The organism is Pedobacter sp. 22163 (assembly GCF_052045595.1).
In the GTDB taxonomy this organism is placed as follows: domain Bacteria; phylum Bacteroidota; class Bacteroidia; order Sphingobacteriales; family Sphingobacteriaceae; genus Pedobacter.
Map to the genome: position 1 here is coordinate 815,770 of NZ_JBQEPM010000001.1, position 22,679 is coordinate 838,448.

Annotated in this window: 16 protein-coding genes; 5 read left to right on the top strand and 11 right to left on the bottom strand. The window is 36.9% G+C overall.

Translation table 11 applies throughout. The features are described from left to right. Positions 1-19: 19 nt before the first annotated feature. Positions 20-784, bottom strand: coding sequence for a LiaF transmembrane domain-containing protein (locus ACTJKN_RS03485; protein WP_440822686.1), 765 nt, complete (start codon positions 782-784; stop codon positions 20-22). Between the two features lie 132 nt (positions 785-916). Between ACTJKN_RS03485 and ACTJKN_RS03490 the strand changes: the two genes are divergently transcribed. Further along, a complete protein-coding gene (locus ACTJKN_RS03490) occupies positions 917-1,789 on the top strand; it encodes a ChaN family lipoprotein (protein WP_440822688.1) in 873 nt (290 codons plus the stop codon). 45 nt (positions 1,790-1,834) lie between these two features. On the opposite strand, the gene mscL is transcribed toward ACTJKN_RS03490, so the two are convergent. Beyond that, entirely contained in the window at positions 1,835-2,224 is a 390-nt protein-coding gene (gene mscL, locus ACTJKN_RS03495; RefSeq protein ID WP_440822690.1) for a large-conductance mechanosensitive channel protein MscL, read from the bottom strand. A 165-nt stretch (positions 2,225-2,389) separates the two neighbouring features. On the opposite strand from mscL, the gene rpoN reads away from it, so the two are divergent. After that, the gene (gene rpoN / locus ACTJKN_RS03500; RefSeq protein WP_029280404.1) at positions 2,390-3,862 is read left to right on the top strand and encodes an RNA polymerase factor sigma-54; all 1,473 of its coding nucleotides are present in this window, start codon (positions 2,390-2,392) and stop codon (positions 3,860-3,862) included. 389 nt (positions 3,863-4,251) lie between these two features. On the opposite strand, the gene ACTJKN_RS03505 is transcribed toward rpoN, so the two are convergent. From ACTJKN_RS03505 to ACTJKN_RS03525, 5 genes are all read right to left on the bottom strand, one after another. Continuing rightward, positions 4,252-5,262 (bottom strand): PorP/SprF family type IX secretion system membrane protein, encoded by a 1,011-nt coding sequence (locus ACTJKN_RS03505; protein ID WP_440822693.1) that lies wholly within the window; start codon positions 5,260-5,262, stop codon positions 4,252-4,254. Position 5,263: 1 nt separating this feature from the next. Next, positions 5,264-8,821: a PKD domain-containing protein gene (locus ACTJKN_RS03510; protein ID WP_440822695.1), complete on the bottom strand. Its 3,558-nt coding sequence runs from the start codon at positions 8,819-8,821 to the stop codon at positions 5,264-5,266. A gap of 270 nt (positions 8,822-9,091) precedes the next feature. After that, complete coding sequence (locus ACTJKN_RS03515; protein WP_440822697.1) at positions 9,092-9,361, bottom strand: hypothetical protein; 270 nt, start codon at positions 9,359-9,361, stop codon at positions 9,092-9,094. Continuing rightward, positions 9,362-9,502, bottom strand: coding sequence for a Sec-independent protein translocase subunit TatA/TatB (locus ACTJKN_RS03520; RefSeq protein ID WP_440822699.1), 141 nt, complete (start codon positions 9,500-9,502; stop codon positions 9,362-9,364). 489 nt (positions 9,503-9,991) lie between these two features. Further along, positions 9,992-10,846 (bottom strand): HD domain-containing protein, encoded by an 855-nt coding sequence (locus ACTJKN_RS03525; protein WP_440822701.1) that lies wholly within the window; start codon positions 10,844-10,846, stop codon positions 9,992-9,994. A 226-nt stretch (positions 10,847-11,072) separates the two neighbouring features. Between ACTJKN_RS03525 and ACTJKN_RS03530 the strand changes: the two genes are divergently transcribed. Together ACTJKN_RS03530 and ACTJKN_RS03535 are read left to right on the top strand one after the other, a co-directional pair. Continuing rightward, entirely contained in the window at positions 11,073-11,726 is a 654-nt protein-coding gene (locus ACTJKN_RS03530; RefSeq protein ID WP_440822702.1) for a TetR family transcriptional regulator C-terminal domain-containing protein, read from the top strand. 7 nt (positions 11,727-11,733) lie between these two features. Next, entirely contained in the window at positions 11,734-13,038 is a 1,305-nt protein-coding gene (locus tag ACTJKN_RS03535) for an ABC1 kinase family protein (RefSeq protein ID WP_440822704.1), read from the top strand. A 739-nt stretch (positions 13,039-13,777) separates the two neighbouring features. Here the strand turns inward: ACTJKN_RS03535 and ACTJKN_RS03540 are convergent. Continuing rightward, complete coding sequence (locus tag ACTJKN_RS03540; protein ID WP_440822706.1) at positions 13,778-14,134, bottom strand: response regulator; 357 nt, start codon at positions 14,132-14,134, stop codon at positions 13,778-13,780. A 270-nt stretch (positions 14,135-14,404) separates the two neighbouring features. Between ACTJKN_RS03540 and ACTJKN_RS03545 the strand changes: the two genes are divergently transcribed. After that, complete coding sequence (locus ACTJKN_RS03545; protein WP_440822708.1) at positions 14,405-15,007, top strand: GIN domain-containing protein; 603 nt, start codon at positions 14,405-14,407, stop codon at positions 15,005-15,007. A gap of 252 nt (positions 15,008-15,259) precedes the next feature. On the opposite strand, the gene ACTJKN_RS03550 is transcribed toward ACTJKN_RS03545, so the two are convergent. The 3 genes from ACTJKN_RS03550 to ACTJKN_RS03560 all read right to left on the bottom strand — a co-directional run bounded on the left by ACTJKN_RS03550 (position 15,260) and on the right by ACTJKN_RS03560 (position 22,646). Further along, positions 15,260-17,686 (bottom strand): GAF domain-containing protein, encoded by a 2,427-nt coding sequence (locus tag ACTJKN_RS03550; RefSeq protein ID WP_440822710.1) that lies wholly within the window; start codon positions 17,684-17,686, stop codon positions 15,260-15,262. Between the two features lie 141 nt (positions 17,687-17,827). Further along, positions 17,828-21,430, bottom strand: coding sequence for a BamA/TamA family outer membrane protein (locus tag ACTJKN_RS03555; protein WP_440822712.1), 3,603 nt, complete (start codon positions 21,428-21,430; stop codon positions 17,828-17,830). A 310-nt stretch (positions 21,431-21,740) separates the two neighbouring features. Beyond that, a complete protein-coding gene (locus ACTJKN_RS03560; RefSeq protein ID WP_440822714.1) occupies positions 21,741-22,646 on the bottom strand; it encodes an SdiA-regulated domain-containing protein in 906 nt (301 codons plus the stop codon). Positions 22,647-22,679 lie beyond the last annotated feature (33 nt).

Sequence of the window (22,679 nt, forward strand, 5' to 3'; positions counted from 1 at the left end):
CGATGTTTATAATAAATGTTTAGAAACTTTTAATTTCGATCCCTCCAAATAAAGCCGTCCCATCTAAAATCAATGTTTTTTTCATCTCTGCTACCGGCATTAGATGTGATCTTTTATCTTCAACGCTACCAAATAATGCCGTTACGTTCGATTTTATTGCCCAGTTTTGTGGTACAATTAATTTAATTCCTCCAAAAACTGCCGTTACATCAAGCGATACCGTTTCAGGGAAATCAGCCTGAGTCATTACAATATCTGCTCCTCCAAATACAGCCGTGATATCGCCGCCCTGAAAGTTTTTAGAGTAGACCGTTTGGTTACTTCCCCCAAAAACGGCCATTACTTCAATAACATCATTATTATTTACTGTCTTTTTATCGGTAGTTTCGTCAAAACTGAAATTGGCTTTGTTCTTATCTTTAAGTTTTTTCTTAAACACAAAAGCATCCTTTGGCCTGAAGATTAAAAACCCGCCGACTATAACCAAACCAATACCTAAAGCGTATTTAGATAAATCAAGATCTAACCCCGGTATATTACTTAAGGTATTGTAAGCGCCGATCAAAATCAAAATTAGCCAGGCTATCCCTTTAAAGTTACGACGAACGCCGATAAATACACCAAGTGCAATTAAAAAATTCGACCAGCTGAATATCCATCTCGGAATATTTAATCCCATATTATTCAATAGAAATGCAAATCCGATGATGACTATGATGAAACCACTCCAAACCCTTCCTGAGTTTTTAATGTGGTTGTTATCGTTTTTATTAAGATTATCCATGTGTGTTCATATTTAATAACCCAAAAGTATTGATAAGCACCACATCATAATATACACAAGGTGCAAGAACTCGGTAAAAGGCGGTAAGTGTGCTTATTTTATCGGTGAAAATTATTTTGTTATTTTGATGGCATGAAATTTTCCCTATTAATGTTTGTTTTTGCTATTTCTACCAGCATATATGCACAGGAAATAAGTAACCATTATAAGATTTACGATGTAAAAAAACAGAAATCCATATCAATGGATGACATTATTACTGATATGGACCAGGCTGATGTTTTATTCTTTGGCGAAGATCATAATGATTCTATAGGTCATTATCTTGAAGCAGAGCTTTTTAAAAAACTTCATTTAAAGTATCCATTAAAAACCGCACTGTCTTTAGAAATGTTCCATACCGATGTACAACCTGAGGTAGACGAATATTTAGCAGGATTAATCTCAGAAAAAAACTTTGTTAAAGAAGGCAGAGCCTGGGGTAATTACAAAGATTATAAACCTTTAATAGAGTACGCCAAACAAAATAAGCTAAAAGTTATTGCTGCAAATGCCGCTACGCGCTACAGCAATGCTGTTACCATGGGAGGGCTAAAAGTTTTAGAAAATTTTCCAAAAACATCATTCAATTTTTTACCATCCTTACCTATTGATACAGCTCAAGGTAGGTATTATGAAAAATTCACAGAAACTTTAGGTGGCCACAGCATGGGCTCAATGAAAATTTACCAGACGCAAAATTTATGGGATGCGACCATGTCATGGTCAATAAATAAGTTTCTTAAGACAAACAGGGGCTTTAAGGTTTTTCAGCTTAATGGGCGTTTCCATAGCGATGAAAAACTGGGGACACTTGCAAAACTCAAACAATTAAATCCAAAATTAAAAATCCTGAATATTTCGTCATTTTCTGATAAAAGCTTTACGAACCCAGATTGGGAAAAATTTAAAAACCTTGGGGATTATATCATCATAACCGATCCAAGCATAAAAAGAAGTTATTAAAACAAAAAAGCCGTCCTTTTTTACATCTGGGACGGCTATTGTACATTATGCTTTTGCTTTTAACAAATCTCTGATTTCGGTTAAAAGCACTTCTTCTTTTGTAGGTACAGGAGCAGCAGCGGGAGCAACAGCTTCTTTTTTCTTCAAGTTATTTGCACCTTTAATAATAAGGAAAAGAACAAATGCAACAATAATAAAGGTGATAACCTGAGAAAGGAAATTACCATATTTTATCGCAGTACCTGCAATGGTAAGTTTGCTTAAGTCTTCTAGTCCTGCTGCTTTTAATGCCGGACCCAAAACCGCTGGAGTGATTATATCTTCAACCAAAGAGCTAACAATTTTGCCAAATGCAGCACCAATGATTACACCGACAGCCAGATCAAGTACATTTCCCTTAACTGCAAATTCTTTAAATTCTTTTATAATGCCCATATTTCATTAGGTTTTAGTTTTTTATTACTAAAGTAGCAAACATTAAACTCAATACAAATGTTTATGGAATAATTTTAAAACCAAACATATCGATAGCATTTAAGTCAATTCAGCAGAATATCTGAAATCTATTGTTTATTTTTGCCCCATCCTTTTATATTTACTATGCTTAAGCAACACTTACAACAAAAATTATTACAAAAGTTATCACCGCAACAAATACAGTTTATCAAACTGTTGCAGGTGCCAACCGTTGCTTTAGATACCCGTGTAAAAGAAGAACTTGAAGAAAACCCAGCACTTGAAGATCCAAGTTTAATGACTCAGGATGAGCCAAAAAGTGAATACGATGATTTGAATGACGGGCCTGAAGATTACGAACAATCATCAGAAGATACCAGCATGGATGAATTTAATGTAGATGATTATTTACAGGACGATTCTACCAATGATTATAGTACCAACTATAATAACGGTGATGACGATGAGGAGAAAAAAGAAACACCAATTGCCATTGAAAGTACTTTTTTTGAAAGTTTACAGGAACAATTAGACCTTATTCCCCTATCCGATCAGGATTTTATTATAGGCAAACAGATTATCGGTAGTTTAGATGATGATGGTTATTTACGCCGTCCGCTGGGCTCCATGATTGATGACCTTGCCTTTTCTCAAAATGTTATGGTTGAGGAGGAGGATGTATTGGAAATGTTAAAACTGATTCAAAGTTTCGACCCTCCAGGCATTGGTGCAAGAGATCTGAAAGAGTGTTTGTTGATCCAGTTAAAAAGGAAAGACCCAAACAATCCGATTATAGTTAAAGCAATGAATGTTGTAGAAAACTATCTGGATGAGTTTACGCGCAAACATTACGATAAATTAGAAAAAAGTTTAGGTTTAGATAGTGAAGAACTTAAAGAGGTTGTAAACGAAATTTTGCGTTTAAACCCAAAACCAGGTGATGCCAATCAGGTTACCACCAAACAAATGCAGATTATTCCCGATTTCCATATCAGTAATAATGATGGTGTATTGATTTTGACGCTAAATTCGAAAAATGCTCCAGAACTAAAGGTAAGCAGGTCTTACCAGGAAATGTTTGAGCATTACGACAAAGCTTCATCAAAAGATAAAAAGCTGAAAGAGGCCGTGCAGTTTGTTAAACAGAAATTAGATTCTGCACGATGGTTTATCGATGCAATTAAACAAAGACAACAAACTTTGTTAAAAACGATGAATGCCATTATGCACTACCAATATGAATATTTTTTAACGGCCGATGAGCGTAAAATGCGCCCAATGATCTTAAAAGATATTGCCGATAAAATCGATATGGATATTTCAACCGTATCAAGGGTGGCAAACTCTAAATATGTGCAGACTGAATTTGGTACTTTCTTATTAAAATCGTTCTTCTCAGAAGCAATACAAACCGAAAATGGTGAAGAAGTTTCGAATAAAGAGGTTAAAAAAATATTGGAAGACTGTATTGGCAACGAAGATAAACGCAAACCTTTGGCAGATGAAAAATTAACCGAAATTCTAAAAGAAAGAGGTTATAACATTGCCAGAAGAACCGTTGCGAAATATCGTGAACAAATGAATATTCCGGTAGCAAGATTAAGAAAGGAACTTTAGATCAGTTGGCGGTTATTAGTTTACAGTTAGCAATTGCAGGCTGAAGGCATAACAACCCTAAATAAGCTCTCTGTTTATTGCGATTGGAAATGAGCAGTTCTGCGTGCTTGGCAACTTCAGTCCCGCTTTCCATTCCAAGTCCGTACTCGTTCCTCGCTTACGGGCTTTGCATTGCAATCGGGTTTAAACACAAAGTTGGTGCACCCTGCAACCTCAAAAATGAAAAACTGCCTTAGCCATTTAGCCCCGGTTGCAGCGCTACCCTGCAGCGAGGAGGCACGACGAAGTGAAGCGTAAAAGCGGAAAACGGGAAGAAAATTCCTATTTTATACAGGTTTTGCGCTCCGACCTATAAACTAAAGACCTATAGAAATCTGAACACCAGCAGATTACCACATTTTAATATACGATGGCACCTTATAGATATTATTAAGCAACAGGCCCAATACAATTTCATGGCTGCCGTTACTTACCTGATTTAATTGCGAAGTGGTAAAATCGTACGAATAAGTTAAATTTACCATTTTCCCGACATTGAAACCCGCCATTGCCGCAAACGAATCATCTTTACGATAACTCCCCCCTAACCAGATTTTGTCTTTAAAAGCCAGTTTCAGGTTTACATCAACAGAAACCGGTGCAGGCGATACATACTTTACCATTACCGATGGTACTGCAGCAATTTCATCATCAAAGAAAAATTTATATCCTGCCGTAGCAAAATAATGCGGCGCTTCTTTGCCCAAATTATAACTATTATCGCCTGTAAAGCTTAATTTTTGTGGTAAAATCTGCTGTACAGATAAACCTGCAAACATCCTGGCACCATATAACCATAAACCAATATTCAAATCGGGTTTCACCTGGTTAGTCAGCGCCCTGTTCATAATCGGATCTATCGGCGTATCGAAAGTAAGTGAGTTTACATCTAATGAAATACTCGAAATCCCTGCAGCAACACCCGCTGATAAATTAAAATCGTTACTCAATTGAAGATGGTAAGCATAAGTAACATTGGCATCCAATCTTTTTATCGGACCGGTTTTATCTAAAACGGCCGTTACCCCCATTCCATGATGCGATGGCGACGACATGTAGTTTTGCATATAATTACGATCCATCGGATTACCTGTTTGCTCGGGGAAAGAGGTTAGCGCATTACTCCACAATTGATTGTCGCCCAGTGCCCAATGTGCCGATACAAATGAAGTTTGAGGCGCATCGGTAATCCCCGACCATTGTTTACGGTAACCGGCTTTAAAATCGACGTAATTTTCAATTCCTGAGAGCGCCGGATTTAACAGATACTGATTAAAAATGTATTGGGTATACTGTGGCTTTTGTTGTGCAAAAACCTTAAATGTTGTAAAAAGTGCAAAGATGATGATGAGCTTCTTCAATTTATCTGATTATAGTGAGCGGTCCTGTTATTGTTTTTCGTCCGTTACGCGGGTTTATGATATAATAATAAACCCCTACCGGAAGCGGTTCATTTTGGTAATTTCCATCAAAAGGAATTTTATATCCAGTGCTAAAAAACACCCTATTTCCATTTCTGTTAAAAATTTCGACGGTAGCATTTGGATAAGATTCTAAATATTTAATGATCCAGGTATCGTTTACATTATCGCCATTTGGCGTAAAGATATTAGGTGGATTTAATACTTGCAAAACTTTTACCAATACCGTCGATGTTGTGGCACATCCGTCAGGCTGTGTGGTTGCTGTAAGCGTATACGCTGTATCCTTATCTGGCGAGGCAATCGGATTTAATACATCCGTTTTATTCAAACCTGTTGCAGGCGACCAATTATATTTCAAATTAGTACCTTCAGCAGTTGCGGGAATCTCGATCTGTCCACCTGCCAGGATATAAACCAATGCACCCGCATCAGCAACAGGCGATTTATATACCTCGATTGTATTAGTTATTGAGTTAGGACAACCATTATCGCCTGTAAATGTATAAGTGATAATGTGTGACCCAAGCCCTGCAATTTTCGGATTAAAGGTACCATCTGCTTTTATGCCCTCGCCACTATATACACCCGGCGGTCCATTCATTTCTTCGCCAACTTTCTGTTTGGCCTGTGTAATTAAAACGGTGCCATCTGCCTCGCAAACCGGAGCCATATCATCAAAAGCCAATTGTGGAACTGATTTTAAGGTAAGTGTTTGATCTAAAAATTTAGAACAATTTTCTCCTGAATAAGCCACAAGCCTGATGGTAAAGGTTCGGTCGGTAGTGCCTCCAAAAGTATCGTATTTAAGTATAAAAATTTCATTATTATCAGGATAAGGGATTGTTTTATAAATAGAAGTTTCTCTACCAAAATCTCGATAAATCTCAATCTTAGTGATCTTGCCTGTAAATACAGTAGATGTATTTTTAATCATGATATCCTCACTCACACAGCTATGGTCGTTTATAATCTCAAAATCAGCCGCGTTAACATCACCATTAACTGTAAATGGTTTTGACGCGAACGACTCACAGCCATCCTGATTTTTCACCGTCAAGAGCACAATATAATTACCAGTGGCAGCAGGCGTAAAAGCACCATCGACACCCGTTGTAGTGGCTATTACATTATTGTTTTGATCGGTATATTTCCATACAAAAGTTAAACCTGTTGTACTTCCGTCTGCATTTTTGGAAATATTTCTAAATCTGGCCACGCCATCATTCAAACAAAAATCAGAAAGTTCGAAATCAGCAGATTGCGGATCAATTACAATTACTGTTTTAGATTTCACTAAACTCACACATCCTTTATCACTCTCAGTAGTTAATGTAATGATATAAGAACCTGCGGCACTGTATTGGTGAATGGGTTGCTGTTCAGTAGATGGAGTGCTTCCATCCCCAAAATCCCAGCTCCACTTCACAATAGTTCCGGGGTTTTCTATGTTTGATTTTTCGGTCAAAATAATCGGTCTGCCTACACATAAGCCTTTCACATCAAAATCGGATATGGGCTGAGGGTTGATCACAATTGGAAATGCCGAAGATGTTTCCGAACATTTCGAATCTGTTGTAGCGGTTAAAACTACATTATAATTTCCCGGACGATCATAAATATGAATAGGGTTCTGCTCAGTAGATGTTTTTCCATCACCAAAATCCCATAACCATTCTGTAATACTCCTCGAATTTGAATTTGAGACACTTTTATCGGTAAATTGAACACCGCTAGATTGGCAACCTGTAGCTGGTAATTCGAATGCAGCAGTAGGCTCGTTATCAACTGAAAAATCGATAATCAATTCTTCTGTATTACCACAATTATCAGCATTTGGTTTAGTTGCTGTTACTTTAAACTGATAGTCACCCGGATTTGGATAATTCAGGTCGTTAGGGTACTTATAAGTGTAATAGGTATTATTATCATTTGGTCTGGTAAACGTATTCAATACCACCGGATTATCATCTGTAAAACTCGCCGCCCCCTGAATCTCCCAATCTAATTTAATGGCCTGATAAGGTAAATTTATAGTTAAACTGATGGGTTCTCCTAAACAACCACTGCTAATAGGCTGTCCCGTAACCGTACTGGCGGGTTGAAAAGTAAAGTTCTGAATATTTGCTCCAGCTAAGTATGCATAAGATTCTACCGGTCCATAACCATACGAGATTGCTGAAAAACCACCTGCTGCAGATAACCGGTGTTGAGGCTGTGTATTGGTTACATCAATTACAGCATAGCTAAATACATTATCAATAGTTGTAAAATTATTTACTGGGTTACCATCCAGCCTAAACGAAGCTATATCTGCTGTTTTAATAATTATATTCAGGTAGTATTTCGTAATCTGGGTAGGAACTCCTACCGATCTCAAATCAGAAAAAACCGTAATATTATTTAATGTTTGCTCTACGGGGTTAAGCACCGTTATTTCAGGATCGCCTGGAAACTGTGCTTGATTGGTATTGGTTCCATTGCTTTGATTACAAGTTTGCGAAGTTTGATATTGTGCAACGGCAATTGGTTTCGAGCCAGAAATTACATTTGCTGAAGTAGAAAAAAAGGTAACTACCGCTCCTTTATTATATGGATTAGAAAGAGGAGTTCCATTGGCATCTATAGCGCTCCCGTTAACTGTTAAAACCGTATTATCGTCTGCTACAATTATCCTCATAATATCAGTATTACCATGAAGGGTATTATAAAAAGGTGCTGTTACGAAATTTTTTCCCCATGCCGAAACTGGAAAAACCTGCTGATACAGGTTATCTCCACCACTCGGATTGCGGCTATTACCTTCATTACAAAATGCTGCCCAGGTATTACCTGTAAATACGGCTACAGGATTACAGTTTAAGGCTTTAATGTGACTTCCTGTTAAATCACCAACTGATTGATATTGATAAACATCGCCTCTATTTAACTTAATGGTAAAAGTTGTGTTGGCGGTTCTCCCTCCATATCTTTCGTTTTGTTTAGGTGTTATTTCCACATCAGTATTATCAACTGTTCCTACAATAGTAAATTGGGAAAAACCTTGTTGATTTCCACGGTTTTCATAACTAAAGGCATAGTATTCCTGTCCAAGTGTGTTTGTTGGCAACACTAAAGTACCACCCGTACGGGCATTGTTAGAAATAATACTATACAATGATATCGCTTTAGTTGTTACTACGTTAATGGCTTTATTTGGCTCTATTAAATTGGAGCTCCCCATTAATACCGCATAGGCATTTGGGTTGATTACAAATGGCAAACAGGTATTGGCCGGAATAGTAGCACCAACCGGAGACACCAAAATACCCCCAATATAAACTTGATATCCGGTAGCTTGATCTGCAGATAAAAACAGCGTTAACCTGGAGTTATTACCGTCAATGTGCCCTGCATAAGGAACAAAAAAATCTTTTCCCTTATTTGATGTGTTTTGAGCAAAAGACAAAGATGTTGCAAAAAGCAAAATAAGCAAAACCAATATCCAATGCCTGCTCATTACCTATTAGTTTAGTTTGAAAACGTTATACATGTTTGTTTGATTAGATATGCAATATACCATTAATCAAATCACAAGAAAAAACAATTACTGGAATTTTAACAATTTTTAAGCAGAAAAACTGCCTTTCGTGTAATAAACTTAAGGAGTAGTGTAAAAAAGTTCCACATATAGATGTTAATGCCTAAAGAAAAATCGAATTGAAAGCGATGAATAAATATCGTGCAAAACAAAAAAGCCACCTATTAAAAGTGGCTATATGATAAATATTCAGTTATTACCCTGATCGGACTGATCACCGCTACCGTATTTTGCGGAGAAGTTTTTAGCTTTCTCATCTGCAATACTATCGTTATGCGCTTCAGGCTCCAGGTTTTCATCTAAGCGGTCGTTCCAATCATTTAATCCCTTTTCAGGGTGTTTTGCATTTTCTGCTGTAAAATCGGATTTCGATTTAGACAGATCTTCTTTTTTATTTCCCATAATGGCGTTTATTTTAGTTAAAACAGCGCCATTAACAGAAAGTTTTGTTTGTTGCAATTATTTAACCGGAGGCTCATCTTTGGCATCCTTAAATTCTTTCACACTTCTCCCTACTCCCCTCATTAATTCCGGCAATTTTTTTCCACCAAAAATAAGCAGGATAACAACCCCTATTAAAATAATTTCTATTGCAGACATATCTTTATATTTTTCACAATATACGTTAATTCTTCTGAAACGGTTTGGTTGATTGGTTCAATTAGCCATTGGTTTTATTCTCGTTATAGCAGGAAAGCCCTTGAAACAAGTTACCATTGACAGACTTTCAATAAAAAGCATCTTCATCTCGATCCGATAGCTATGAGCGCAATCCCGAACTTTCGGGAGAGAGGTCTATCTTGGCAGATTTAGCTTCGCTGAGCAATCGTGGTTCTCAACTGCGTTGCCCCAGATAGCTATCGGGGCCGCTCGAAATGACGAAATCTTGGGGAACTATCTCTTTGAATTTCTATGTTATTTATATTGATTTTCATACAACAAACTGTTCTTCAGCATGATAAAATAAGTAACAATCCTATCTTTTTGTATTTCGATCATAAATTAGTTCATTGATTGATAACCATTGGTTATTGATTCAGGAGGAAAAAACGAAGAGTATAATCGACGATAAACATCAACCCCTAAACACTAAACCAATAAAGCATTCAAAGTTCTTGTTTTTATCTTTGGCACCGCCCCATGGCGCATAAATTCGGCAAAACCTTTTAACTGTTTGATCGACTTAATGGCTTCATATCCTTCATAAGAAGTTCTGATTTTGTTTAGCAACATGGTATCTGTTTTAAACAGATCACTTTCAACTAACAGCCCTTTATTCAGAAATTTCTTAATTAATTCGGCCATTTTACCATTAGCATAAAGATGAAGCGGTAGTTTAAACACTTCATTATTCAGTTTTTCAAAAGCTTCATTAATCCAAGCTACCTCAGTTTCTGCGTTCACCGCTATTTTCCCATCCTTCAACACAATGGAAGTCAAAAATTCGCGGGCTCGCTGACGGGAAATTACCCCACCATGAATACTGTCACGCAAAGTATAGTCTAAACGATCGGCACAGAGCGCAGGCAATGGCTGCTCTAAAATATCAAATGTACCATACAGAATCTGGTTAACATTGTATCCGTAATCTAACAGCACATCAGGCACTTCCGATCTGCATAAAACTTCGGCGAAAACCTTTTCATGATAATCTTCGTCTGTATTGCCGAAAACATAATCGCCCACATGAGAAAAAGCGGTATGCGAGATATCGTGTAGCAAGCCCGCAATTTGCTCCAGTTCCGAACCACCGAGCATCCTGATCAACATGGTAACCCCTATGGCATGCTCTAACCGCGAATGGCAGATATCTGGATTAACCAAAAATATAGCGCCACTTTGATGAACTCCGCCTAACCTTTTTAAAGCATCAGTATTTAACAGATCAGAAAATACCATTGGCAGTTCCATTTTGCCATATAAAAAATCGTTCACCTGGATCATGTTGCTTTATTTAGTTAAAAGGAATATTCAGAAACAAAAATACTAATTACTTTAGTTTTATAGTAAAAAAATTATCCACATTAAATCTTCATATAACTAAATTTATTAGCTGAAAAACCAACTTTCAAATATTTTGAAAGCTATTATTACAATTTAATGATCAACAAAAAACCAACGGTAAAAACAAGCCCATAAATAAAACGTTATACTTGTAAAAAACAGGTATATGGCAACTGCTCAGCAAATTAGAAAAGCATATTTAGATTATGTTTTAACAAACAATGAAAAACCAAAATCGGTTTATGTTTTTGTGAAGAAGCTTAAAATTACAGAGGCCGATTTTTATCAGTTTTTCTCTTCTTTTGAAAGCATTGAAAAAACAATCTGGTTCGAACTTACTTTCGAAACCATTAACAAAATTAAAGAGCAGGAAGTTTGGCCCCAGTATACAGCCAGAGAAAAAATGCTTTCTTTCTTTTACAGTTACCTCGAAAACCTCAAAAATGAACGCAGTTTTGTGATTTACAGCTTAAAGAATCACCGTGGTAAATTTTCTACTCCTGATGTGCTGGCTGGCGTAAAACCTATTTTCGAAAACTTTGCACAAGAAATTATTGAAGAAGGTTTAGATAGTGGTGAGCTTGCCGAGCGCCGCTTTCTAAGCAAAAGGTACAAAGATGCCTTATGGATCCAGTTTGCTTTTATTGTTAATTTTTGGATCAACGATGATAGTGAAGGTTTTGAAAAAAGTGATGAGGCCATCGAAAAAGGCATTAATGTAACTTTCGATCTTTTTCAGCATTCGCCAATCGATAATTTATTAGAATACGGGAAGTTTTTATCCAGGAATGGGAAGTTTGCAGATAAGATGAGGTTTTAAATACCAGATGAAGACACAAAAAAGTATTCCAACCACAAAGGTAGAGCGTTCGGCAAAATTTGTTAAAACAGGTATTCAGATCGGTGGCAACTACATTAAACATTACTCGAAAAAGCTATTTAACCCTGAAATGGACCGGGAACAGCTTAACGAGGACAATGCAACCGACATCTATAAATCGCTGAGCGAATTAAAGGGAAGCGCCTTAAAAATCGCACAGATGTTGAGTATGGATAAGAACATCCTGCCAAAATCTTATTTCGATAAATTTACCCAATCTCAATACAATGCCCCGCCCCTTTCGGGTCCATTAATTGTTCGGACTTTCACCAAGAATTTCGGTAAAACGCCTGAAAACATTTTCGATAGTTTTAACCTAAGCTCCAGCAATGCTGCTTCTATTGGCCAGGTGCATCAAGCAACGCTGAATGGTAAAAAACTCGCCATTAAAATTCAATACCCTGGTGTTGGAGACAGCATTTCTTCTGATCTGAAACTGGTAAAACCTTTCGCTTTCCGTTTATTGGGTATGTCGGAAAGGGAATTGAATATCTATATTAAAGAAGTGGAAGAACGTTTGCTTGAAGAAACAGATTACGAACTGGAAGTTAAACGTTCTATCGAATTTTCTGAAGCCTGTAAAAACCTCGATCATGTTGTATTTCCGAAATACTATCCAGAATTATCAGGAAAGCGGATCATTACTATGGACTGGATTGATGGTTTGCATTTAAAAGAATTTTTACAAACGAATCCTTCTCAGGAATTACGTAATAAAATCGGACAGGCACTTTGGGATTTCTATAATTTCCAACAGCATGAGCTCAGGGCTGTGCATGCGGACCCACATCCAGGGAATTTTATGATTACGCCGGATGAAAACCTTGGCGTAATTGATTTTGGATGTATAAAAGAAATGCCTGATGATTTCTATTACCCGTTTTTCGCTTTAATTTCTACTGATGTAATTCATGATAAAAATAAAACGATAGATGCATTTAGAAAACTGGATATGATCCATGCCGACGATTCTCCTGAGCAGATTGAGTTTTACTATAAATCGTATAGGGAAATGATCAGTCTGTTTGCCAAACCCTATACAAGCAAATCTTTCGATTTTAGTAAACCTGATTTTTTTGAGCAACTATATATCTATGGCGAAAAAATTTCTAAAATGCCAGAATTTAAGCAAGCGCGTGGCGTAAAACATTTTATTTATGTTAACAGGACTAATTTTGGGCTGTATACGATATTACATGAATTAAAAGCAACGGTAAAAACAGATACATTTAAGCCTAATGTAACTGCCTAGAGAAATTCATTTCGATAAATCGTCATTCACAACCTGATTCGGAACCTTAATACAATAAGCTTTAAGCTTCGCTGAGCATTGCGTGGTTCCCGCCTGCGCCTATCTTGTGGGCACATCTTTTTTGCGTTTAATTTTTTAGGCGTTTTGCTAGCTTCCTCAAATAAGACATTGTTTTAACCGAAGAACGCCGTCAATCCCAAGGGCCGGAGAAATCAAAAAAACAGGTGCTGAATAGAACAAATAGCATTGTCAAACCTAAAACGCAGTGGTTTTGTGTTCATATAGGCTAATTTAAAGTTTTAAAGAAGTATTGAACACAAAACGAAGTGCCGCTGTTTTTTTGATGCGTATAGGATTGTGTAAAAGGCCCATTGCTGGATTGACAGAGCGCTTTGGGTACTTTGGCGCTCCAAAGTACCATGCCACCGCGGCATAGAGCGGAAAAAAATCAACATTTATATCCACACTATAGTTTTTAAGATCAAAGTTTGTTATTTGCAGGAAAGATGCTGAAATAAATTCAGCATGACGATCGCCAAAGAATATGTTCTAAAACAAATACTAGTTAATTTAGATGTGTCCACACGATAGGTTTTCACGGGAATGACGCAAGATGAATAGAATTGTGTCCACACGAAAGGCCTTGGCGCGAATGACGACTGTCCTAATAGAATCTGCCATTGATAGCCTAGTGAGAAATCTATTGGCTAAAACAATAATAATGAACCTCGATAAAAATCTAGCTGTTTTTTTTCACTACTTCAACCATATGATCGATATCAAACGGTTTTTCGATATAATCATCGGCTTTGCATTCTTCTGCCTGTTGAGGTAAGTTATTTGATGTGGAAGTTAACACAGCTGATACATCTTCTGTTTCAGGGTCAGATTTAAGTTCTTTAATCACCTGTGATCCTCTCTTTTTTCCCTTAATGTGATCATCCACAATCACCACATCGGGCTCAATTTCATCTATTTTATCTATAGGCTCGGTTGTTAATGATGCCGTAACATCAAATCCCTCCTCTTCCAATACATGGTCCATTATATCAAGGATATCTTTATTATCCTGAACAAGCACAACCTTTTTCTTCATAAATAAGCAGACTAAAATTCTCATTAAAGATAAAGAAAAAGACCAGATCAATAAAAGATCTTAAAATATTTTACAAATGCTTGGTAAAAGTTTCAAGTTTTCGTCTTGAATTAATGCCTGTTCGTCGAGTATTACCTATCGATTGTATAAAAACGCAACATTGCCTGCAACGTTTTTCATTTCACGGCGTCTTATCATCAAAACTACAACAAAAAGACTTAAACATTTAAATAACAATTAATTAACATTTAATTATTAAATAAAAATATTATGAAAACCTCAATCAAAACCCTAATCGCCACTTCATTAACAGCAATCGTTTTATCATCAGCTGTATTTACTACAAGCGTTTCTGCAACAGAAAAAGAGCCAGATGCAATTTTAAAAATATCGGCTTTTAAAAGAATTTCTGTAAAAGGAAATGTAGAAGTAACCATTATCCAGCGGAGTAACCCAGGTATTTCTTATACTGATGATAATACAGGAACAGCTAAAGTAATGCAGGATGGTGATAATTTAAAAATCACTTCTATCAGTACCGACAAAGCAAAACTAACTGTTTATGTAAACGATTTTTACAGAATTGAAGCATCAGAAAATGCAATTGTTAAAACTGAAGGAAAACTAAGAACTAAATATCTTCAGATCTTTTTAAAAGGAAATGCACATGCCGAAATCAATACCAGCTCAGAAGGTTTATATACTGTAATTGCCGATAATGCAGATTTAAAATTAAGTGGTTCAACTGATCAGCACACTTTGGTTATGGGGAAATCACAAAAATTAACCATCGATAGATTTGCTGCTTTAAAAACAAACATCAGCTCTGTAGACACTTTTGCAATTGAAAAAGAAATAGCTGCAATCAAATAATAAAAACACACAAATGAAAAAAGGCTTTCTGATTCGAATCAGAAAGCCTTTTTTTTGTATGGAAAATGTAAGATGGACGATGGAATGCACAAAATTAATGATATGCTAAACCTTCAGCAGCAATCTGTCATCTCGATCCGATCGCTTTCGGATGGAACGCAGTGGCATGGAGAGAGCTATCTAATAGATAGCTCAACTACCTTACACCCGATAGCTATCGGGTCCGCTCTAATGATGATCTCTTATCAATTATTAATGCTGTAGTACCTTCGCGATTTCCTTCTCGATGGATTTGATTTCTTTAGGTTTAAGTTTTTTAGCAGCATCTGTTTTGCCTGCTACTTTACTTTCCAGATATTTTACACCCACCCTTAAAGCTTTCAAACCGGAAACACCTTGCAGTTCATCTAGTTCCAATTGCTCTAAATCGTCGTTTAAATATCCTTGAACCTGCATATATTTAATATACTCCATATATTCTTTGGCTTCTTCAGGATTGAAATAAACCATTGCAATTTTATGGGGCTGCGTTAAACGTTCGGTTGTACCTTTAACCAATACTTTATCAATACGTTTTTTAACTACTTCGTAACGGATATTATAAGCACCTTCTACATCAAAACGACGCTCGTCGTTTCTGAAGCTAATGTCAATTGCATTAGAGTGGATAAAGATCAGCTGTGTGGTTTCTAATGCACGCGGCATTTCACCAATTAATCCTTTTGATAAACGCGCAATATCGACCATTGAGGTTAACTGCCATAAACGGATATTTTTAAGGTACAACAAATCAAATGGGCGATCTGGTGCAATTTCCTGTCCGATGTAAATATCATACTCCACGCCATCGGTTCTGAATTTGGCAAAATAACAAGGGTATGAAGCCTGTAAATTAGCCTGCGATTTCTCCAGGTACTGACTCACTTCGGTATTGATCAGTTGCATCGAAATTTCCAACTGCCTGCGATTTGCAAAAGCAGCACCGGTTTCTGGAACAATAACTTCGAAATAACGATCTACAAACTCAGCTGTTATCGGGTAGTTTCCTTTTATAATTGATAAGAAAGGATAAACCTCTATTTCTAAAAACTCGTTCAGTTTGTTCTCTTCGTTTGATGAAGCAAAATCGCCGATACGTTTAATCCAGTCTTTACAGTTGAACAATAGTTTATCGGTAAGTTCTAAAGAAACATGTTTGCGGATAGCCTTTAAAGTATCAATTAAACTGTTTAACTGTACTTCCATATCATCTTTTAAAGCTTTATTCCGCTCTATGGTAGAATTACGGATATCAATTGCGCCAAACAGTGGATACATATGTTTAAAGGTGATCGTTTCGATTTCCTTTAATTTATGGTAACTGTTATTCTGCTGAAGAAAATGCCAAACAGCTTCGTTAAACTTCCACTGTACCGATGGTTGCAAGGCAGTAAACTTATCCATCAACACTTCATCCATTTTAGCATCAAATTCTTCGATACTGTATTGGAAAAGCTGACCGATTAAAGGCATTGCCGGACGTAACCTCGATAAAAGTTTATCATCAACCAATACTTCCTCGCTCGAATAAACTTCTAAAACACCAGCCAACTGCGTATTGTAGTATACAGGCAGCACTGAATAAGAGCAAACACCAGCAGCTTTTAAAACCCTCAAAAAAGGATCTTTATCGATCTGATCGTCGTTAATTGAGCTTACAAAAATTGCTCTTGGGTTTTCTTTATACTTATCAACCAACGAATAGAAAACTTCTTCTTCCAGATTGGATGATTTGGCCGAATTAATCAGCATACTTTGTGAAAACTCCTGGTTATCGAAAACGAGTTTATTGTTAACGGTTAAAAAAGGCATTAAGCCAAATTCGAGTTTCCCGTTTCCGCTAAGCGTTTTTAAAGCGTGGATTACATGCGTATAAGCTTCTGTTTGATAATTGTGATTAACAAGCGCATCGCGGATACCATCTATAGCATGTTGCAAAGTTACATCTGTTATTGAGATGATGCTAAATCCTTCAAAGTGAAAATTTTGTAAAGGCAGGTGCTTTACCAGGTATTCCAGCTCAGTTTCGTCTTGAAAATGCTTGCCCAGTTCTTCAAAATTAAGTTCAGGTAAATCGCCCTTATGCATAATATCTACAAACTTCGTATCGGTTTGGATATTGTAGTATTGTGTCAGTTTTGTTTCCTGGTTAATATGAGCATAAATGATCTCATTTTTCAGTACTGAGGTAAAATTATAAAAACGGCCTAAAATTACATTGTAGATAAACTTAAGTTGTTTTTTCTCAATAGGCTCATTGTCTTTCGTTACCTTATTTTTAGGATCATGATCCTTAAAAAATTTATAGAATGCATTGGTGCTAAAGAAAATCTGATCTGGAATTGGGGTACTTAAAGCCCAAAACAGATCATCTTCATTATCCATTAAAGGGGTTAGAATAGTAAAAATTAATTCTAAGGTATCTTTATATTGTGATAAATCTTCGGCACTGATGTTGCCAAGCAGCACATCGTCTTTTTCAATTTTTTGAAGTAAAAACCTGTAAAATTCAGATTTTACCGATTTTTCTGTTTTCAATCTGCCTTTTAAATACTCCACAAGTGGACGGAAAGACAGAGATGATTCTACCTGGCAATGTATACATTCGTTTTTATGTAGTTGTATTACATTGGTATTCATTGTATAAGTTTTGCTATAGTGTAAATTTTATAGTTATCTATTTAATTACTAATTCATTGCAAAGATACATACTCATTAAAGCAATGTTCGTCTGCTGAACGTAATACTTGGATATTACATCTATTAATATGTTACACAAATTTAATACCTAAAATTAAGTGATACGTATGGATACCAGCCATCAGACGAGTGTCCCATTACAAAACGCACAACCGTAAGTGATGCCGGAGCGAAGTAAACGCCCCCTCCTACACCGTGGTGCCATAATGTAGAAGTTTCGTCACGTTTCCACACCCTGCCTACATCATAAAAACCCAGTAAGCCAATTTGTCCGGGTAAAACGTAACTAACCAGATCGCCAAGTTTGGCCCTAAGCTCTAAGTTGTTATAAAAAGTATGTTCGCCGGCAAACCTAAACTGGCGGTAACCCAAAAGATTTCCTTGCCCGCCCAGATATAAGGCCTGATAAAAAGCTGGTTTACCAATGGTTACCCCTCCACCAAAACGATCTGCCAAAATGAAGTTTTTCCTGCCATCAAGGTTTTTATACAAAGCTATACTGGCCGTAAACTGTCCGTAAGAATTTGAATATCTGTTAACGCCTTTGTAACCCAAAAGTTTAAAATCAACATAACTGCCCAAGGTTGGTAACAAATCATTATCGCGGGTATTGTTGGTGAAATTTACAAATGCACCAGCAAACATCTTTTCGTTACGTACCGTTATCGAATCAGATGAATGTAAGCGTGATGGATTTTCGATAAAACGGCCATCGTTATCTTCCTGATTATATTTATAATATTGATATGACGGACCAACGCTAAAGGTAGATTTCGGACGGCGCCACCTGATTGAAGCATCAACCTGATAAAGGTTAAAACGTGCGCGGTAGTACCTTATGTTGTCTTCATCATTAAAAGGTGTTTCGTTGCCCAAGCCAAAGAAATTCTGTGTGTTATTTGGTGCGAAAGCATCGGCTTTTAAAACAAAATCGCCCTTACCTAAAGCTTTCAACCACTCGCCTTTATAATTAAACCTAAAAGCTTTGGTCGAAAACGAATGCAGAAAGGAAATGGTCTGCGAATTGCCATAAGGCTGTTTTCTGAAACCAGGATTGGTTTGTTTGTAGATCAAGCCTAATAAAAGGCCATCATCTTGATTGTAACCTGCATTTAGCAGCCACGAATTACGGCGGTACATATCTTTTGGTATGTAACTGAAGTTCGAGGTATCATTAGATATAATTTTCCTGATTTTATTGGCATCCTCTCCATTGTAAGTTGCCTTATCGGTTCTACCGTATAACTTTACAGATCCGTTGCTGTTCGCAAAATCGTAAACTTTAGTGCCCTTGCCACCGATAATACGCAATTTAATATTCGAGTTTTTATTGTTCAGAATCAAGCTGTCGTTACCATTATGCATGTACACCCTGATCTCTTTGGTTACTTTTGGATCGAATTTCCGATCGAAAAGTTCATCCTTTATATTGCCTTCTTTAGAAATTTTATTGATTTTAACACGTAAGCCATTATCATCAGCATCGGTAATCTGAATCAGTTCATTTTTATTGCTTACTTCGATATCTACAATGCGGTTAAAGAAATGATAGTACTGATTCATTAACTTTGGCAAAGTGGCTATCCGGTTACGCATCTGTGCCAAAAAGGCATCGTGATGTAATGAGTAACTTGGTTCAGGGAGTTTTTTTAGTGCTTTCTCAAAAACGGCATCGTTATAGTTTGCGCAGAAATCTTTTACAATTTTATCAAACTCCTCTTCATCAATATTGGCGGTCCAACGGCTGCTGATTTCTCTTCCTTCCCATAAAAACCAATTGATATCTTTTATACCACGTTCATAACCCTGCATCATGGGTAATAACGATGAAGATTGTGTATATCGCTGTAAAAGGCCGTCAGATCTGAAAAATACCTGATCGCGATCTCTTGGTACCGGCGAATAAAGCGAACCATCTTTAGTTTTGGTTTCTTTCCAGCGCCACTGGTCTTCATGTCTGTCCCAATCACCCAATAACACATCAAACGCCCTGGCTTTTACCCAGGCAGGTCCGTCTAATCTATTATCGTTATCGTCTGTTAGTTTTTTATCCATTTTCGGAGAACTGTCTGATTCTCCCGTGGGTTCTCTTTCTTCGAACAAACACAAAGTATTGGCAAATGCCGATTCAAATTCGCCTAAGCTGTCATCAGGAGAAACCCAGCCAATAATCGGGTTGCTATGCGCGATACCGCCAGCCTTAGCAAGTTCGGGAACTACCAGTGCCGAAAAGGGATGCTGCGCCGACATGTTATCCTTTATAATATCTTTAGCAAAAGTTTCACGTAATGCGGCAGGCAAAAGTACTTCAGGGTATTTCTCCACGCTACGCAATACATATTCATTACCGTTTTTATCTTCCAATCTTAAAGAACGCGATTGATTGCCTCCTCCACGCTGGGTCGCTTTTAAACCACCCATCATTTGAGAAACCCGTAACACAGGAACTTTTGTTCTTGCAGCATATTCTTTACGGTAATTTTCGCCAAAAATAGTGCGATGAAAACGCCCAACGCTATCATATTCGGGCTTAATACGTACAAAAATGCTATCCGCGGTAATTGGTTTATCTCTATTTCTTACTTTTTGAGGGATGCTTTCGAACTTTTTAATGTAACTGTAAACTCTTTTAACGCTCGTATCTGAATAAATGTAATATTCGTAGCGCATATCGTTGTTTTTCAACTGATCGGCAACCACGTAGCCCTGCTGCATTTCGTGAAACAGAGAAGTTTTACCCTCTTTATTTGGCGATACTTTTGAACCCGAACCACTGATCACCTGCAGTTGTTTTCCCTTGATTAACTGAAGGCCATGCTCATGCCCTGCTACGTAGGTTACATTTGGATAATCGCCAAATACGCCAGTTATTGATTTAATCATATCCTTATACGCAGGATGATTTAAATCTTCAGGACTTAATAAAGTAGAACGCAACATCGGGTAAATAGAGCCTAAAACAGGCAATGGGACATATAGATTTTTATTCAGCGATGTAAGCGGAAAAATGTGGTTCCTCAAATTGAAATAACCACCATGTGGGCCATAACTCTGAAATGGGTGGTGCGAAGCCAGTAGAATAACCTTGTCTTTGTTCTCTTCAAGCAACTGTTCCATTTTCACTAAAACCTCATCTTTGGTACGGCATTCGCATTCGCCGTTAGGATTTGATTTATTATATGGAAAGACCCACCATTCGCTATCGTAGGCAATAATGGTTAATTTATCAGTTAATTTAATTGCTACAGGGTCAGGACATCCGTTTTTTGGTATTAATCTCAACAATGGATCGTTCTGAGCTTTAAGAAAGTCATCTTGTGCCTTGATTTTGGCTAAACCTTTGGGGCCAGATTTATCCCAATCGTGGTTGCCGGGAACAAAATAAACCGCAGCACCCATTTTACGCATAGGCTCGAATTGTGAACGTAGGATCTTCCTGGTTTCTTCCTCTTCTACACTACCTGGCAGGCCCATTCCGGTGGGGTAAATATTATCGCCCAGATATAAAACAGTTGTTTTTTTGGGAAGGATCTGCTTTGCAGCGTTTTTTAAATCCTGCATTTGTGCAGGATTCATTTCGCCGGCATCGCCAAAAAGAATTACACGATATTTCACATCATCCTGTGCAAAGGCAATGAAGTTGATTAAAAATAAGATGGTAAAAAGGGTAAATCTTTTAATCATAGACTCAGCGTTTGTATAAAGATAGTTATTTTAAAATTTATTTTATTTCTTGGGTGTTATCCAGTTAAGAATCTCTTATCGTTAAGCGTTACATCCTTAACTCCTTAATGATAAACTAATACTTACGAGTTCGGCTTCTCACCATTAAGAAGTTAAGGACATTAAGTTTTTATCATAATAAGTCGTCATTTCGAACGGAGTGCGACATAGTTGAGAAATTTATTATAGATCTCTCCATTTCGCTACACTTCAGTCGAGATGACGATTAATTTATTGAAGGACGATCGCATTAGGACACCACTACTAAAACCTATTTTTTCAGTTTAAACATTAAAATGTTTCCTGCCGATAAAGTACCACCTTCATTAGAAATATAAAGGTTCTGATCACGATCAAATGCAATACCTTCAGGTTGATTGAAGAAATCTCCTTTTAGCGGGTATGTTGCTTTAATTTTAAAGTTTGGATCGGTAACGACCAATAGTTTATTCATTGATGAAAGCACATACCACTCGTTAGTTGACTGATTTTTAGCCAAAGCAGAAGGACGGAACTTAATTTTGGCTTCGCCTGATAAGTCAGCTATTTCTTTATAAGACAAGGCAAAAGTTCCACTTTCGGTAAATTTACCATCAGCATATTTAAAGGCATAAATATCCGTCTGATCGCTTTTATTTTTCTTAATTTCTTTAGTTAAAACATACACCAGGCCTGTTTTTTCGTCAGCTGCTAAGCCTTCGTATTCTGCTTTGGGAACCAGGTCTTTGGTTTTAACAACATCCGCAACTTCAGGTTTATTGATCTCGCTAATGGGAAAGCTATGCAGTTCGCCATTACTTTTTAACACAATTACAGTGTTATTTAAGATAGCCAGATCTTCATAATCGCCTTTGCCACCAAATTTGGTAAATTTCGATTCTTTATCGGTTAAACCCAGATGAAACAAATCTCCATCTTCATCCTGAATTGCAAATACTTCTTTAGGATCACCATTATGAAATACAATTCCAGAAATTTCGAAAAGATTTTGTGGCATATTGTATTTTACAGGGTTTGCTAAATCATAAGGAAGATTTGATTTTTCTGTTCCGCTGGTGGAAACAGTTTCTGTTGAATCGTTCTTTTTATCATCGCGGTTACCATTTACGCACGAAATGCCCAAAAAGGCAACTGAAATTAGCAAGCTAGAGGCGAGAAAAGTTTTATTGTATTTCATAGGAATAAAATTTAATGCTTGTTTATTATTAAT

Excerpts from the sequence above, each read along its gene's own strand:
- ACTJKN_RS03520 (WP_440822699.1), bottom strand. The coding sequence starts at position 9,502 with ATGTCTGCAATAGAAATTATTTTAATAGGGGTTGTTATCCTGCTTATT.
- ACTJKN_RS03560 (WP_440822714.1), bottom strand. The coding sequence starts at position 22,646 with ATGAAATACAATAAAACTTTTCTCGCCTCTAGCTTGCTAATTTCAGTT.
- ACTJKN_RS03550 (WP_440822710.1), bottom strand. The coding sequence starts at position 17,686 with ATGAATACCAATGTAATACAACTACATAAAAACGAATGTATACATTGC.
- mscL (WP_440822690.1), bottom strand. The coding sequence starts at position 2,224 with ATGGGCATTATAAAAGAATTTAAAGAATTTGCAGTTAAGGGAAATGTA.
- ACTJKN_RS03545 (WP_440822708.1), top strand. The coding sequence starts at position 14,405 with ATGAAAACCTCAATCAAAACCCTAATCGCCACTTCATTAACAGCAATC.
- ACTJKN_RS03485 (WP_440822686.1), bottom strand. The coding sequence starts at position 784 with ATGGATAATCTTAATAAAAACGATAACAACCACATTAAAAACTCAGGA.
- ACTJKN_RS03540 (WP_440822706.1), bottom strand. The coding sequence starts at position 14,134 with ATGAAGAAAAAGGTTGTGCTTGTTCAGGATAATAAAGATATCCTTGAT.
- rpoN (WP_029280404.1), top strand. The coding sequence starts at position 2,390 with ATGCTTAAGCAACACTTACAACAAAAATTATTACAAAAGTTATCACCG.
- ACTJKN_RS03535 (WP_440822704.1), top strand. The coding sequence starts at position 11,734 with ATGAAGACACAAAAAAGTATTCCAACCACAAAGGTAGAGCGTTCGGCA.
- ACTJKN_RS03510 (WP_440822695.1), bottom strand. The coding sequence starts at position 8,821 with ATGAGCAGGCATTGGATATTGGTTTTGCTTATTTTGCTTTTTGCAACA.
- ACTJKN_RS03525 (WP_440822701.1), bottom strand. The coding sequence starts at position 10,846 with ATGATCCAGGTGAACGATTTTTTATATGGCAAAATGGAACTGCCAATG.
- ACTJKN_RS03555 (WP_440822712.1), bottom strand. The coding sequence starts at position 21,430 with ATGATTAAAAGATTTACCCTTTTTACCATCTTATTTTTAATCAACTTC.
- ACTJKN_RS03530 (WP_440822702.1), top strand. The coding sequence starts at position 11,073 with ATGGCAACTGCTCAGCAAATTAGAAAAGCATATTTAGATTATGTTTTA.
- ACTJKN_RS03490 (WP_440822688.1), top strand. The coding sequence starts at position 917 with ATGAAATTTTCCCTATTAATGTTTGTTTTTGCTATTTCTACCAGCATA.